Origin of the sequence: Acinetobacter sp. AKBS16 (assembly GCF_002899995.1) — a bacterium.
Taxonomy (GTDB): domain Bacteria; phylum Pseudomonadota; class Gammaproteobacteria; order Pseudomonadales; family Moraxellaceae; genus Acinetobacter; species Acinetobacter baumannii.
In genome coordinates, this window is sequence record NZ_POYH01000053.1 from 1 (window position 1) to 15,853 (window position 15,853).

Genomic DNA, 15,853 nt, shown 5'->3' on the forward strand with positions numbered 1-15,853 from the left:
CACCTTCGACATCTACACCAATAGCCTTAGTCGCTTCACGAAGTGGTGGGCTAAAAAGAATCACTTCTTCTTCGGCCACTGCAAGTAAAGCAACTACTTTAATATAACTATCATAAGATGATTCTAGAAAATTTCTTACCTGATCTGCAATTTTTGAAGGTTGATACTCTCTACGGTCCTTCTCACTCAAACCATAATCATTCAATAAATCTTCATATAAAGGATAATGTGCATACTCCGGATTACCTAGATAATAATTGTCCGGGTCTGTTCCTGGTCTAAAACCAAATTCATCAAGTACATTTAAACTTAATAAAACGCGTGGAAACATTTTAGCTCCAGAATGGAGTTTAGGCTCCAATTGTTTTGTCTGGAACTGGGCCATTAATAAGGCATCAGTAAAGATCTGAACAATCGCATGACGATATTCTAAATGAATTCTTGTTAAAGTGAATTTATCAAGCAATCCATTATTTAAAACTTCGATCGCCGGATGTTTACATACTGGTAATTCAGCAATTCTCGCTCTTAATTGTTTGAGAAATTTTAGATTTTCTTCCCACTGTTCTGTAGGAATACTATTCTTCATCCCCAGTAATGCCTTTTGTCTTGGATTATCGAAATCTTCAAATTTTTTTGACATAATCATTCTCAATAACAAATTAATTCTTATAGTTAGGTTATGAGTTCCCCATTATTTTAATCGTGCATTCATTTGCTACTAAATAAAATTGTATACTCATCCCTAAACAATTTGATATTAGGTTTATTATTACTACAAATCAATGGATAATTTAATGAATTTTTTTAATGAATCAAATAACAATTAATATCGAAAAATACTATTTTTTTAGGCTCTCACATGTTGTATTACATTAGCGTTTTCAATATGATTAAACTGACTTTTGCCAGAGCACTAGCCTTAAAAAAGAAACGGATTTCAAAAGATTTACTACGGGGAAATCGATGTCAAAAAGAGACACTATTATAAAAACAGCAACTGCCCTTTTTAATGAAAAAAGCTATAACTCTATTGGAGTGGACAGAATTATTGCTGAATCCAATGTTGCAAAGATGACATTCTACAAGTATTTTCCCTCAAAGGAAAAACTAATAGAATCATGCCTTTACAAAAGGAATTCTGATATACAGTCTGCTATATTAGAAAGAATCAATACCAATGACCTACCTTTAGTTCAACTCAGAAGCTTATTTAATTGGTATATTGACTGGATTTACACAGAAGACTTTAATGGATGCTTATTTAAAAAGGCAACTATGGAAGTAGTACAACTTTACCCATCCGTTAAAAATCCTATTAATGAATATAGAGAATGGCTCTATGAGCTTGTTTTTTCTATTTTAATTAAAATTCAGGTAGAAGACGCAGCTGCATTAACCAATCTATTTCTTAATATCCTCGATGGAGTTATTAATGATGGAACAATTGATAAAAATTTAATTAATGCTGAAAAAACTTGGTCTTATATTAAAAAAATAATCGATCTTGAGAAAATTGAGGAATTAGTCGCTATTTAATTTAATAACATTGAAATACTAGACTAAAAAACAAGAGTGTATACTTTTGTTTTTTAGTCTAAAAGCTTCATTTAAAAATTTTATTAAGCACTAAATATTATAAAAATTAATAAGATAATTTTTCTTAAAATATTAACCAATAGAATTAGTAACAATATAAAACTCTCTCAAAAAGCTTAGACATAAACCATTAATATCCATAAAAGAGTTCTTACTCATTAGCTGTATTCACTCAAACCAACCTCATAAATCTATTGGTACTAGAATAAATTACGAAATTATAATTACTAAGAAATAAATCATAGATTATTTAGTTTCTCTAGATAAATTAAAAGAATAATATTTAAAACAAACTTAACAATAAAATTTTTCTATAAAGTGCTTTTTCATAAACATCTATATTAAATATTGTATTGATCATATGAGCTGTGTATTTAGAGAGCAAAATTTACGAGATATTTCATAACACCAAGCAACAACATTGCTAGCAATTTAGCACAATGATACTTTAGAAAATCTACAATCAAGCTAGCCAATGAAAAGTGCAATTTCAAAATACAATTTAAAGTAGATATACTTCACGACAAAGTTTGCTCGATATCTCTTTAAAATGTCCCCTACTTCTAGCTTTTGGCGTAGTCTCTTCCGTCTCATACATATTTATGCCGGTATTTTTATTGCCCCATTTATATTTGTTGCCGCATTTACTGGCTTACTATATGCAATCACGCCTCAGCTAGAGCAATTCATCTATAAAGATGCATTAAATGTTCAGCCTTTAAATAAGGAGATATACCCTCTAAGCCAGCAGATTGAAAGCGCAAGAAAAGTCATGCCTGCAACTGCACAAATTACAGAAGTCAGACCATCACCAAGTCCTGTGCAAACTACGCGGGTTATTTTTTCCGATCATACACACCATCTAAATAATGAAGCCGTTTTTATTGATCCTTATATGCTTTCTGTAAAAGGACAACTTGCTGTGTATGGAACCAGTGGCGTATTACCGTTACGTACATTCTTAGATCAATTACACAGCAATTTATTATTAGGAAAATGGGGACGTTTTTATAGTGAACTTGCTGCAAGTTGGCTTGGTTTTTTAACTTTAAGTGGGCTATACAGTTGGTGGAAGCGTCGCTCAAACTTCAAAAACAGACAAACAAATAAAAATCACTTATTAAAATGGCATAGTTCTATTGGGTTAGCTTTACTACCACTTTTATTGTTCATTGCGATTACTGGTCTTACATGGTCTCAATGGGCTGGTGATAATATTCGTATTGCCCGTCAATGGTTAAACTGGCAAACACCAACATTGACCACCTCACTAAATCAGATTTCATTGCCAGAAATGGCTCATCATGAACATCACGAAATGGCCATGACGCCAAATTTAGACATCATGCCAGCTGAATTCGATTCTGTATTAGCAATTGCTCGAGCAAATGGGATTAATTCAACAGAAATACAAATCAAACCGCCAGTTGCTGAGAACCAAGCTTGGACTGTTGCGGAAATACAGCGTAAATGGCCCACACAAGCAGATAGTATTGCGATTGATATGCATGAACACAAGGTAATCGATAAACTCGCTTTTAAAGATTATTCATTAGTTGCAAAACTTACACGCTGGGGAGTTGATGCACATATTGGGGTACTATTCGGTTGGGTCAATCAATTGATTCTGGTTCTGTATGCGCTCGGGCTATGTGTAATGATTGTTTATGCGTATAAAGCTTGGTTTAAAACCTCCAATGTAAAACTTACGACCCATCATTTTATTAACCAAACTTTGTTCGTATGGAAACATGCAACTACACAACAAAGAATAATTACGATATTAATGCTTGCTGCTCTAGGGCTGAGTTTACCTATTTTTGGATTTAGCTTAGTCATCACCTTATTTATTTTGCTCATAAAAAAACAGCTCCCTCTTAAAGCTTAATAAAGCTCTGGTCTTTGCCAACTCATCAGCTTCTCGTATTAGGGAGATGATCAGTTGGTAAAAGATTAAATGAATAAAATACCGGTTAAACAATTCCCTACTTGTAGTTTTGGCTGCTTCTTGGCAAGGTATGTGCCAGTAAAACATTAGGAATTTGTTCACATATGGCGAGTCCGGCACAAATCATTCGACATAAATTTCTCAATACATTCTTTTCACGCCACTCTATTTGGTTCTTGTGTATTTTTACTGCACTCACAATCACGTGGTTTAGAACCGTATATACACCTCATAGTATTTATTATTTTATTTCGGATACTTTACTCAACGGTTTATGGGTCGTCAGTGGCGCATTAAGCTTATTAGGTCTATATGATGTCTTACAAAATAGACATTCAATCTTAAGAAATTACCCGATTATGGGCCATTTCCGTTTTTTATTTGAAGATATACGCCCTGAAATTCGCCAATACTTTATTGAAGCGGATCAAGATGCCCTTCCTTTCTCGCGTATGCAAAGAAGTTTGGTTTATCAACGTGCTAAAAATGAGAATGCAGATAAACCTTTTGGATCAATTATTGATGTCTATCAAGAAGATTATCGCTTTATTGTTCATTCCATTAGTCCATGTCCACCAGCGGATCCTAAGAGTTTCCGTATCCAAATTGGTAATGCCCAATGCCTTCAACCTTATAGTGCATCCATTATGAATATCTCTGCCATGAGCTTTGGTAGTTTAAGTGCGAATGCAATACGTGCATTAAACAAAGGAGCACAATTAGGCGGTTTTTATCACGATACCGGTGAAGGTAGTCTCAGCCCTTATCATTTAGAAAATGGTGGTGATATTGTTTGGCAAATTGCCAGTGGATATTTTGGCTGCCGAACTTTAGACGGAAAATTTGATGAACAGAAGTTTGCTAAGCAGTCTCAATTGCCACAAATCAAAATGATTGAGCTTAAGCTTTCGCAAGGGGCTAAACCGGGCCATGGCGGTATTTTACCTAAACATAAGATTACTGCTGAAATTGCCGAGATCCGTGGTGTTTCCCGTGACCATGATTGTATCTCTCCTGCGAAGCATTCAAGCTTTTCGACACCAATTGAAATGATGCATTTCTTACAGAAGTTACGAACTTTATCTGGTGGTAAACCGGTAGGTTTCAAACTGTGTATTGGTCAACCTTGGCAGTTTATGAGTATTGTAAAAGCAATGCTTGAAACAAAAATTGTGCCTGATTTTATTGTAGTTGATGGTTCTGAAGGTGGCACTGGCGCAGCCCCTATTGAGTTTAGTGACTATATCGGAACACCATTACGTGAAGGCCTACGTTTTGTTCATAACACACTTGTAGGTGCTGGCCTAAGAGATCAAGTTAAAATTGGTGCAAGCGGTAAAATTATTAGTGCATTTGATATTGCCAGCACATTTGCACTCGGTGCAGATTGGGTGAACTCAGCACGTGGCTTTATGTTTGCAGTTGGATGTATTCAAGCGCAAAGTTGCCATACAAACCAATGTCCTGTAGGCGTTGCAACCCAAGATAAAGATCGCCAGAAAGCACTCCATGTACCGACCAAAGCAGAACGCGTATTTAATTTCCACAAAAATACATTACATGCATTATCAGAAATGATTGCTGCGGCAGGTTTACGTCATCCATCGGATATTAAAGCTCATCATTTAGCTCAACGGATTAATGACCGTGAAATTAAAAACTATGCTCAATTACACTTCTTCTTAGAAGAAGGTGAGCTTTTACAATCTGAACTGAAAAATGATGATGATAATTTCTATTATCGTATGTGGAATATGGCTGACGCCAATCATTTTTAAATAGTTAAAACTGAAGCTGCCTCTATAGGCAGCTTCAAACTTTAATAATAAAAATGTTTCGGCTTTGCATGTAAAAAGGCTGGAATTAAACCTGTTAAAGCCGCACGAATATCTGCACGTTCGTTAATTAATTGATGGGAACCCTCTTCCAGCATCAATAAGGTTTGAAGCCTAAACTTACGGCGAATAAACTCGATGTTGTAACGCCAGTCTACTGTTTGATCTAATGCCCCTTGTGCAAGCCAGACAGGAATACGACAAGCAGGTCGCTCTTCCATTTCCTGCATCCATTTTGACATTGCCAAAATCCAGTCCATGCCCATCATGCGTGGCTGCAATGGATCTTTTAAACGAATAAATCTTAAAAATTCAGGATTATGGTTATTCCGTCTAAAGTGTCGAGGCACTTGGCGCTTAATACGACGAATAATGCCTAGACCTACCGGATTATGCCACCATGCTGTTTTAGCAGGACGAATTAATGGTGAAAGCAATAAAACCCTATCGACGATTGGGTCTTGTCTTTTTTCTGCATACTCAAGCAAGTGATGCATCCAGATTGCCCCACCCGTACTTTGACCAATACCTACCCATGGTTTCGGTAATTGATCAGCATGTTTGACATATTGATAAACCGCCATCAGAACTTGTTGATAATGGTCAAAATTTTGAATACTTGCAGGTGAACCATTACTCAAACCATGACCAGGTAAGTCGTAGGTAATAACACTAAAGCCTTGTTCAAGTATTTCGCGAATAATGGGCTGATAAATTCCGCTATGCTCCAGATAACCATGCAATAAACATACGGTTCCTTGGATTTTGTCTAATTTAGGTTTAAAAACTTGGACATGCAGACGAAATAAAGGCATTTGGACATAGCCTTGCCAATGCTCACAGTCCAGTAAATGTAAACCGTATAATTTACGATATGCTAAAAGCTCGCGAGAAGGCTCTTCTAAGGTATTTAAATTGAGTGGGCTTAAAACTTGCGGAGTGAGTTCACGGTTCGGAACCGGTAAATCTAATTGTTTTAATACGGCAGGATTGAGAAATGGAATCTCAGACATTAAGGCACCTCTCGACAATCACTTGAACCAAATAACATGTCACGAATTGTCGCAAGTAATTCATAATTTGCACGACGACTATGATCGTAGTTTTGTGTACTCGGTTGCCAACGTGTAAGCGGTGTTGGCATTGGAGCGGTAACAGGAATAGTTTCTATCCCATTTAAAGCAAATAAACGGCGCGTACGTGGCATATGATATTCATCTGTGACCAACATAACTGTAGGCGCACCACCTTTCTTTTGAAGTAACAATGAACTAAAGCGAGTATTCTCACAGGTATTCATACTGCGCTTTTCTAATAATTTTGCATCTACTCCACGTGCTTTCAACCATGCTTGCATATAAGGGGCTTCAACTCCACTTAATACGATAGGTAGATGGTTTGTCTTTTCAACTTCTAAGGTTTTTTCTAGTCTTAACCGCGTATAGCTATTAACTACAATATCTTTGCCATTTTTATCTAAAGTTAAACCACCGCCCAATACTACAATCGCATAAGGTTCTGATAACTTTTTAGGTTGAGCAGGCAGAGGGTTTTTACGAACATATTCAACTTTCTGCTCAGGCTCACTCGCCGCTTTTTGATGCTCTGGCACTACAGGTTTTCTTGCTAAAAACTCCGTATATTGCTCTGTAAGGGCTTTATTTTCAGAACTATTAATAGAAAGTGCTGCATCGATAGGGCTACTTGCTTCATCGGCCGCATCAATTTCTGAGTTTTTCGCAACCAAAGGGACACTCACAGCCGTCGTTTCTTTCTCTTCCTGTAGTTCTTGTTCTTTTTCTTCTAAAAGAATAATTTGCTGCAAAGCTTTATAGTTTTCTTGTATGTAACCCAAATCTGCTGTCTTATTTTCACGTAAAGCATCTTCTGTTAACTTCAAATAAGCCTGACGAGCAATCCATAAATTTGACCCCGGCTCTAAGTTGTCATGTTCACTTAATGCTGCTTTTCGCTGGCTTTCCGCAGCCACCTCATTAACATCTACCGGAACAAAATAGTTAAGTCCAGCTACAATAAGTTTTGAATAAAACGGCGAATACAAAAAAATCACGAAACAGCCTAATAGTACAAATAGTACAGTAACTACTTGTACAAAACGTACCATCAAGTGTACTTTTGGCATAAAACTATTCCGTATGATTTTCAATTAAACCTAAATTGTTATAAAGCACAGGCTCTGGTTCTAACATAATTTGGAAACGCTGTTCAACATCATGTTGTACAGCTTGATAAGTTTTCTTTACATCCGCAAGAGATGCATTGGCATAATTCACCAAAACCAAAGCTTGCTTATGGAACATTCCCACTACACCGAGTTGTTTACCTTTCCATCCAGCCTGATCAATTAACCAACCAGCAGCAATTTTAACGTTACCATTAGCCTGAGGATAATGTGGAATTGTTGAGAATTGTGCGATTAATCGTTCAAATTCTTGAGTATTTACAATCGGATTTTTAAAGAAACTTCCTACATTCGGATATTCTTTTGGATCAGGTAATTTACTTTGTCGAATATGAATGACCTGATTTTGTAAATTTTCAGCAGTCAGGTTATCTCCTACTGCCTGTTTTAAATCGCCGTAATTTAGCTTTAGGTTGGCTTGTTTAAGCAGCTTAAAGGTGACATGAGTAATGATGTAACGAGCTGGGTCATCTTTAAAAATGCTATGTCGATAAGAAAAATGACAATCTGCTGCCGAAATTGATCCGGTTTGTTTTAATAGACGGTCATAGACTTGTACCGACTCAATAAACTCACCAACCTCAACACCATAAGCACCAATATTTTGCACTGGTGAAGCACCAACCAAGCCCGGAATAAGTGCCAAGTTCTGTAAGCCAAACCAATTTTGTTTTGTAGTATATAAAACGAAATCGTGCCAATCCTGCACCGACTTTAACTCGAATAAAATCCTGATCTTCAGATAAAACGTCTAGGCCCTGAATATCAAGATGAATAACTAAAGCATTAATTTGTTGCGGTAATAGCATGTTACTACCGCCAGATAATACAAGTACATTTAGCTCATGCTCTTTAGCAAAAGCTAAAGCTTCTTCAATATCTTCAATAGATTGGACCTTAGTGTAATGAGAAGCTGTAACATCTAAACTTAAAGTATTGAATGGCTTAAGCTGTACTTGATTTTGAATTTGCATTGTATTGAAAAACCTGTTTTTAAACATTCAATTGTTTTTTTAGGATATTAATCCACGCCAACGCACTTGATTCACATTGGTCGAGTACACGTTCAAAGCCCTCATCTCCACCATAGTAAGGGTCAGGCAGAGCTTGTTGTGGATATTGAGGATCATGTTCACTCATTAATGCTACTTTTGCCCGAATTTGATGGCTGCCAAATTGGAAGATAGCTCTTTGTAGCAAGTCGTGAATATCATCAAAGTTTTGATGATCCATTGCCAAAATCAAATCAAAATCTAAAAAGTCTTGAGTTGAAAGTTGTCTTGCCCGCAAAGAAGATAAGTCATAGCCTCTTTTTTTTGCATGCAATTGGCTACGCTGATCAGGTGCTTTATTTGGATGATAGTTACTTGTTCCAGCTGAATCGACAATGATATTGAGTTGATGCTGATCACAATAATGTCTAAAAACCACTTCAGCCGTGGGAGAACGGCAAATATTTCCTAAACAGACACATAACACCTTATACTGTGCTTCCATTAGAAATTTATTCCAACCACTTAAACTAAAAAATAAATAAGTATTTTACACGCAAAAATCTGCAAAAACCCGACAAAATTATTCATTATTATCAGGTTTGAATTGACCATTGTGACAAGCTCTCATTTTCTCAAAACTCACGCAGCTTGAAAAGTAAAATGAGAGATTTTAAAGGAATTTTCTATGTGCTCAATCCTCAACTCAATCTTGATTGCCTTTCAAGATTGAGTATCTGTAGCAATGAACACTGAAAAATGTAATAGCTTATAAATATTGCAGGATCAGTGTGAGAAAAAATTATTAAAAGAATTTGATATCAGTTGGAGTCGATATTTTAGCTGCATCGCCTAAAGGTTTTAATGAGCCATTTTTAGTATCAAAACGGAATAAGCTAATGTTATTACTATAAACATTCGTCACATACAGATATTTACCTGACTCATCAAATGAAAAAGCACGTGGTTCAATACCATTGGCCTTATAAACTTGTGGTTGACCTAAAAGCCCATTCTGTTGGATTTTAAATACCAAAAGTTTGTTGTCCGCACCACGATTTGCAGCGATCACATACTTACCATTTGGACTAAGAATAATTCCACTTGCACTCTTGAATTCAGGTGTTTTGTCCTCGTGAACCAGTTTTAGCTCAGCGACTTTTTTCAAATGGCCATCTTGTACGTTAAACGTCACAATTTCACTTCGCATTTCCGCGGTAATGTATGCCTGTTTACCATTTGGTGAAAAGACCATATGACGTGGACCAGAACCATGCTTAAAACTCACATCTCGGCTCTTGTCCGCTTCAAGTGGTTGAGGCTTACTTGGGTTGTAACGAAAAGCATAGACTTTGTCATTTCCAAGATCACTTGCATATAAATACTTACCATCTGGGCTAAAAGTTGTCGAATGGGCATGGCCACTATCCTGACGCCCTTTAACATGACCAGAACCCTCCGAAAAAACAATATTTTGTACCATTTCACCCAAATGTCCATTTGGTAAAATTGGCAAAACAGCGACACCGCCACGTCCTTTATCAAATGCAGAATAATTCGACACAAATAGGAATTTACCATCTAAACTGATGGATGCATGTGTTGGATGCCCGCCATGACTATTTACCGTATTCAATACCTCTACCTTTCCATTTTGAACCGATAATGCCGTTACCGCCCCTTCATTTTCTTCATTAGTGGTATATGCAAAACGGCCATCTTTCGATTTTACAACCCAAGATGGACTTTTCATTTGCAATACCTTAACAGGAGTTAAGGTCCCGTCAGCATTAACTTGTAGCTGGTACAGACCTTCACTGGCTTTTTCTGGTTTTTGCACAAGCGGTGCATCTGGGATAGATGTCCAGGTTCCTACTAAAGCGATTTGTTGTTGTGCTGCGTTTACTGTAGAGCCCCATCCAAATGACAAAAGTGTCAATGATAATGTTGCTGTTAATTTTTGAATTAGCTCACGATACTTAATATTTGCATATCCATTTTTGTCGGTATCCTTGCCGTATCCAGTATTGACATTAGTATCTATTTTCACATGCATATCCTTAAAAAAATTTACCTTATTTGCATTTACCAATAAGGTATTCACAATCTAATTTCATTTAATGATTTTGAAAATTAGTTTATAAAATGCCAATTTTCAAGTGAATTTTCTTTAACTAAATGCAGCTTTAAAACACGGCTACTTTTAAGAGAATTTGCAGAATGAATCCTATAGAATGCATCTATAATAATTTTCAAAAATAAGGAAATAATGTATATGAGCCATTTTCAGTTTCAGACCGTTCCCAACATTATTTCAGGACTCGGTTCTATACAAGAATTACAGAATGTGTTGGCATCAAAAACTTACCGCAAGTTATTACTGGTAACTGATGCGGGTATGATTAAAAATCAGTTACACCTGCCTATTCTTCAAATTTTAGATACTCTTAAAATTGAACATGTCATTTATGCTGATGTTCAGGCCGACCCACCAGAGCAAGTGGTATTAGATGCAGCGAATTATGCTAAACAGCAAAATGTAGATGTTATTGTCGGCTTTGGAGGCGGAAGTTCTTTAGATGTAGCCAAAGTGATTGCCTTACTCGCACATCCTAACCAAACTCAAAACCTACAAGAAATGTATGGGGTAAATCAGGTCAAAACAGCCCGACTTCCACTTATTTTAATTCCCACTACAGCCGGTACTGGCTCGGAAGTGACGCCCATATCAATAGTGACTACAGGTGAAACGACAAAAATGGGAATTGTCTCTCCGGTACTCTATGCCGATACAGCAATTCTTGATGCAACTTTTACTCAAAATCTACCTGCCCATATTACGGCTGCTACAGGTATTGATGCGATGGTCCATGCCATTGAGGCATATACCTCTAAACATAAGAAAAATATTTATACCGATATTTTAGCGAAACACGCTTTGAAGCTGCTGAACCATAACTTACCGAAAGTTCTTAAAAACGGTAATGATTTAGAGGCACGTCAGAACATGCTGTTCGGCTCAATGCTTGCAGGTCAGGCATTTGCAAACTCACCTGTTGCTGCCGTGCATGCTTTAGCCTATCCATTGGGTGGACATTTTCATTTGTCGCATGGACATACCAATGCTTTGGTGCTCGTTGAAGTACTGAAATTTAATGCGCCCTATGCCAAACAATACTATGCAGAACTTATGCAATGGCTTGATCCATATAGTAATGGCAGCACCGATGGTTTGTGTGATCTGTTTATTGACCATATGCAAAATCACTTAGACCGTAGTGGTTTGACTTTAAAACTTAGTGATTTGAGTATTGGAGAGTCTAGCTTACCAAGACTTGCTCAAGATGCCATGTTGCAAACTCGATTACTGCAAAATAATCCACGTGACATGACAGAAGCTGCTGCTTTAGCAATTTATCAGGCGATTTATTAATGACTAAACCCGTTTTAAAAACTCGTGATCAATTTAAATTTTTTTTAGATATTCAAACTCGCTGGGCAGATAACGATATTTACGGTCATGTGAATAATGTGACTTACTATAGCTATTTTGATACGGCAGCCAATGCTTTGCTCATCCAGAAAACAGGTTTTGATATTCATGAAGCAAAATCAATTGGTTTAGTCGTCGACTCAGCTTGTAGCTTTTTTCAAGAGTTATCATTTCCAGAAGTTATTCAGGTAGGCGTTGCGATTGGTAAAATTGGAACGACATCTTTACGCTATGAATTGGCAATCTTTAAACAAGGTCAAGACCAAGCCTCAGCTCAAGGACATTTTGTGCATGTGTTTGTTGATCGTGAAACACGCAAGACTGTTCCAATATCCGAGTCAGTCCGTGAAGTTTTAGAGAATTTTTTATTATAAAAAATGAGGCAAAAAGAAAATAAGTTCCTCTTTTTGCCTTATCCTAACTTAGATCATTGCAGGATCACTAAAGGAATCCTCACCTGTTTCGACTCGGCCAGCAAAACGTCGGTAATAATACGGATCACTCTGGCTCGTAACTTCAAAATCATACCAATGCCCAACATCAGCCAACGACCAATGTTGCTTAACAACTTGTCTCGCTTTTACGGTCAGTTGCAATGGCGCATCTTGTCGATATGCACAAGGTTTTACTGTCAATATTGTATCCTTGGCTCCCTCATTCATGAGTTCGACATAAACATCACCATTAGCAATGTCATAGCACACTCGAATTTCAGGTTTAACACTACTATCGATAATACGTTGAGTATCCCCTTTAAAATGACGATGGTAGCCATTTGGACCAAGTACCCATAGGTCATAACGGCCTAAGTTATCGTTTAAAGCATCCCACTCATCATCTAAAGTTTTATTCGGCTCGACAATATAACGCTTTGGAATACGGTCTAAATTGAGCTTGTCATATACATGGAAAACCGCTGCTTGCTTACCCGTATTAGAAAAAATCAATTTCACCTTACCATCTGCTTTACAACGCGCACTGGTATGCAACTCATAAGGTAGCGCCCGTGATAGACGGATCCCACTTTGCTGAATGGGTAACTTAATATCCGTAGGTACAGGAACGGCTGGCAAAGCTTCCTGATTTTCTCTTAACTCATCTGCCTGCACACGTGTTTGTTTACCACTCAGCTGCGGTAAAACATCTGCATTTGGTGTTTTAAAGTTAAATGCACTGGTTAAATCACCACACACTGCACGACGGTATGGACTGATATTCGGCTCTTTTACTCCAAAACGTTTTTCTAAAAACATGAGCACGGAAGTATGATCAAAAACTTGTGAGTTGACCCAACCGCCACGACTCCATGGAGAAATCACATATAAAGGAACACGAGGACCCGGACCATAAACTCGTCCATCAGGTGTAGGCTGTGAATGGCTCCCCTCAGGTGCAGCATGATCAAAATATTCATCTTGCATATCAGCATTGCTTAGTGTCGATTTACCTGCGTACTGGCCGTTTTTGAATCGAGATGGTGCTGATGGCGATGGCATATGGTCAAAGTAACCATCATTTTCATCAAAGTTGATGAGCAGAGCCGTTTTACTCCACACCTCTGGTACAGCAGTTAATGCATCAATAATTTCTTGAATAAACCAAGCTCCTTGAACTGGGCTTGAAGGGTCTGGATGTTCGCAGTATATCGATGGCGCGTTAATCCAAGAAACTTGAGGTAACTTCCCTTCACGAATATCTCTTTTAAAAGCGTCGAGATACTCTTCTGGTTTATTGCCCGGTAGCGTATTTGCAATGCCTTTATAGAGTGGATTTTTGGCATTATCAGTAGCCGCATCATAGGCTTTATACGGTAGTTTTTGACCCGTATCGGCATACGGTTTATTCGGCTCTCCACCGCTTGAAACGGGATAACCGGATGCAATGTTGGCCTTTCTAAAAGAACGGAATGCACCCAACATATTATCACCCCATTCATCTGGCATATTCTGATAACAAATCCAGCTTATCCCTGCTTCTTCTAATCTTTCGGCATAGGTTTTCCAAGTGTAACCACGGTCTGCCGTTGCTGGGTTACCATCAATCCAGTCCCATTCATTATTTACAAATGAACGCTTGGTCGGTGTTGCACCATTGGTACCAGTTAAATGAAAAGAGCGGTTCGCATCTGTTCCGGTGTGCATAGAACAATGGTAGGCATCACAAATCGTAAAGGCATTGGCAAGTGCAAACTGATATGGGATTTCTTTTTCTTTAAAATAGCCCATAGATATATCGGTTTTATGAGTTGGCCAGTTTGCCATACGTCCATTGTCCCACGCCAACTGACTGTCATCCCACGTATGAGGCGTACCATCTGCACGCTGTGCATTATTGGCTGTTCCATCTAAGTGAAATGGGGTTAAAACCTGACCATTACTTCTCAGCTGTTCCCATACACGGCGACCATTTGGCAGAGGGATTGTAAAACGGTCAGCAAAGCCTCGAACGCCCTTTAACGTACCAAAATAATGGTCAAAAGATCGGTTTTCCTGCATTAAGATGATGACATATTCAACATCCTGAATAGTGCCCGTTTTATTATTTGCAGGAATTGCTAGAGCTTTTTGAATACTCGATGGGAAAGCCGCTAACGCTGCAGCGCCAAAGCCCATATTTAAAGAGTAATTTAAAAATTTACGACGTGTAATCATGATCAAATTCTTTTTATTATTGTAAGTTTATGGAGCACAGCGCATGACAGGCTTTTTACCTGTGTCGGGTGTATTCGAATTATCATTTGCCGAGTCGTTACAACCACTCAGCAGAATAGCGCCGATTAATAAAAAATAAGAATATTTAAAGGAAGTTGTTCCTGTGCATTGCCTTTTCATGACGATATATAGTCCATTTAAAATCTAAAATGGCTAACATAGAAAAGTACAATGACAGTGGCGTGACCTGAATATTTCAATCCAGTGAAAACTATGAAAATTCTATTTTTCAAGTTTCTCACCAGATCAAAACTCAATTGAACTTAAGGCTTTAATTGAATATTTTGCAGCTCACCATCAAAAGTCTCTATGAGGCTTTTAATAACGGGTTGTTGCTGTAATAGTTCTGTAGCCCGATGGAAAGCTTTTTCTTTACGAACGCTTTGCATAACATACGGTGTAGCAGTATTGACTGCACCATACTCGACCGTAAATTGTGTATTTGGCCACTGCTGCTTTAAAGCTTCAATTAAGGCTTGTTGTAGCTGAGTCAACATATTTTCATATTCTTGAGGAATATGGAAAACCGTGTTGCCACCAATTTCCCCAGTCATCACACCATGTTGAGCAAGTTCTTGAACGGCTGGAGAAAGCTGGCTATTTCTAAACCAAAACTCCCACTTTTCAAGTGTCCACTCACCTTCCAAAGTTTGTGATGGCAACTTTAAAATATCTTGTGGCATCAGCTGGCTGTTATCTGTTGCGTTAGGCTCTTTTACCACCGCAACTGTTTCAACAATTTCAACTTGCACCAATGACTGTTGTTCAATAACAGGTTCAGAAACCAAGTCATAAGCTGACGTATCTTGAGCAAGTGAAAATTCAGCACTCGATGCTTCAAATAAACCTATAGGCTCAGCAGTAGAAGCTGGTTCAGGTTCGATTTGTTTGACTTGGGTTTCAGCCTGAACTTGTACTAACTTTTGTTCTGGTACCGGAATGAAATCTTCCTCAAGGACACTAACAGTCTCTTGAACAACTGCTGACTCAAGTCCAATCAACTCATGATGATTTGGGTCAAATACCATTAAGTCCTGATTAGGCTGAGGTTCAGGTTCAGGTTCAGGTTCAG

General features: G+C 37.7%; 11 protein-coding genes and 2 pseudogenes. 5 read left to right on the top strand and 8 right to left on the bottom strand.

Annotated elements, in window-relative coordinates:
* A partial coding sequence (locus C1642_RS09355) for a hypothetical protein (protein WP_103236237.1) occupies positions 1–643 on the bottom strand: 643 nt, incomplete at its 3' end.
* 323 nt (positions 644–966) lie between these two features.
* Here C1642_RS09355 and C1642_RS09360 point away from each other — a divergent pair.
* From C1642_RS09360 to C1642_RS09370, 3 genes are all read left to right on the top strand, one after another.
* Positions 967–1,539 (top strand): TetR/AcrR family transcriptional regulator, encoded by a 573-nt coding sequence (locus tag C1642_RS09360; RefSeq protein ID WP_000043926.1) that lies wholly within the window; start codon positions 967–969, stop codon positions 1,537–1,539.
* A 610-nt stretch (positions 1,540–2,149) separates the two neighbouring features.
* Complete coding sequence (locus tag C1642_RS09365; RefSeq protein WP_103236238.1) at positions 2,150–3,487, top strand: PepSY-associated TM helix domain-containing protein; 1,338 nt, start codon at positions 2,150–2,152, stop codon at positions 3,485–3,487.
* A gap of 164 nt (positions 3,488–3,651) precedes the next feature.
* A complete protein-coding gene (locus C1642_RS09370) occupies positions 3,652–5,325 on the top strand; it encodes an FMN-binding glutamate synthase family protein (protein ID WP_000157980.1) in 1,674 nt (557 codons plus the stop codon).
* Between the two features lie 41 nt (positions 5,326–5,366).
* Here the strand turns inward: C1642_RS09370 and C1642_RS09375 are convergent, their stop codons facing one another.
* From C1642_RS09375 to C1642_RS09395, 5 genes and pseudogenes are all read right to left on the bottom strand, one after another.
* Positions 5,367–6,395: an alpha/beta hydrolase gene (locus C1642_RS09375; RefSeq protein ID WP_001290023.1), complete on the bottom strand. Its 1,029-nt coding sequence runs from the start codon at positions 6,393–6,395 to the stop codon at positions 5,367–5,369.
* On the bottom strand, positions 6,395–7,525 hold the full coding sequence (locus C1642_RS09380; protein ID WP_103236239.1) for a YdcF family protein: 1,131 nt from the start codon (positions 7,523–7,525) through the stop codon (positions 6,395–6,397). The genes C1642_RS09375 and C1642_RS09380 overlap by 1 nt, the downstream gene beginning before the upstream one ends.
* Before the next feature lie 4 nt (positions 7,526–7,529).
* Positions 7,530–8,559, bottom strand: a pseudogene (murB, locus tag C1642_RS09385) (UDP-N-acetylmuramate dehydrogenase).
* Positions 8,560–8,578: 19 nt separating this feature from the next.
* Positions 8,579–9,082 (bottom strand): low molecular weight protein-tyrosine-phosphatase, encoded by a 504-nt coding sequence (locus C1642_RS09390; protein ID WP_000388070.1) that lies wholly within the window; start codon positions 9,080–9,082, stop codon positions 8,579–8,581.
* A gap of 300 nt (positions 9,083–9,382) precedes the next feature.
* The gene (locus tag C1642_RS09395) at positions 9,383–10,627 is read right to left on the bottom strand and encodes a lactonase family protein (protein WP_228153832.1); all 1,245 of its coding nucleotides are present in this window, start codon (positions 10,625–10,627) and stop codon (positions 9,383–9,385) included.
* Positions 10,628–10,852: 225 nt separating this feature from the next.
* Here C1642_RS09395 and C1642_RS09400 point away from each other — a divergent pair, with 225 nt between their 5' ends.
* Both C1642_RS09400 and C1642_RS09405 read left to right on the top strand, forming a co-directional pair.
* Positions 10,853–12,010 carry an iron-containing alcohol dehydrogenase gene (locus C1642_RS09400; protein WP_057065996.1) on the top strand — a complete coding sequence of 386 codons (1,158 nt, stop codon included), beginning with the start codon at positions 10,853–10,855 and terminating at the stop codon, positions 12,008–12,010.
* On the top strand, positions 12,010–12,444 hold the full coding sequence (locus C1642_RS09405) for an acyl-CoA thioesterase (RefSeq protein WP_000165801.1): 435 nt from the start codon (positions 12,010–12,012) through the stop codon (positions 12,442–12,444). Before C1642_RS09400 ends, C1642_RS09405 begins: the two co-directional genes overlap by 1 nt.
* Before the next feature lie 48 nt (positions 12,445–12,492).
* Here C1642_RS09405 and C1642_RS09410 read toward each other — a convergent pair whose 3' ends face one another.
* Both C1642_RS09410 and C1642_RS09415 read right to left on the bottom strand, forming a co-directional pair.
* A complete protein-coding gene (locus C1642_RS09410; RefSeq protein WP_103236240.1) occupies positions 12,493–14,721 on the bottom strand; it encodes a phosphocholine-specific phospholipase C in 2,229 nt (742 codons plus the stop codon).
* A 323-nt stretch (positions 14,722–15,044) separates the two neighbouring features.
* A pseudogene (locus C1642_RS09415) lies at positions 15,045–15,853 on the bottom strand (DNA polymerase III subunit gamma/tau); the annotation flags it as partial.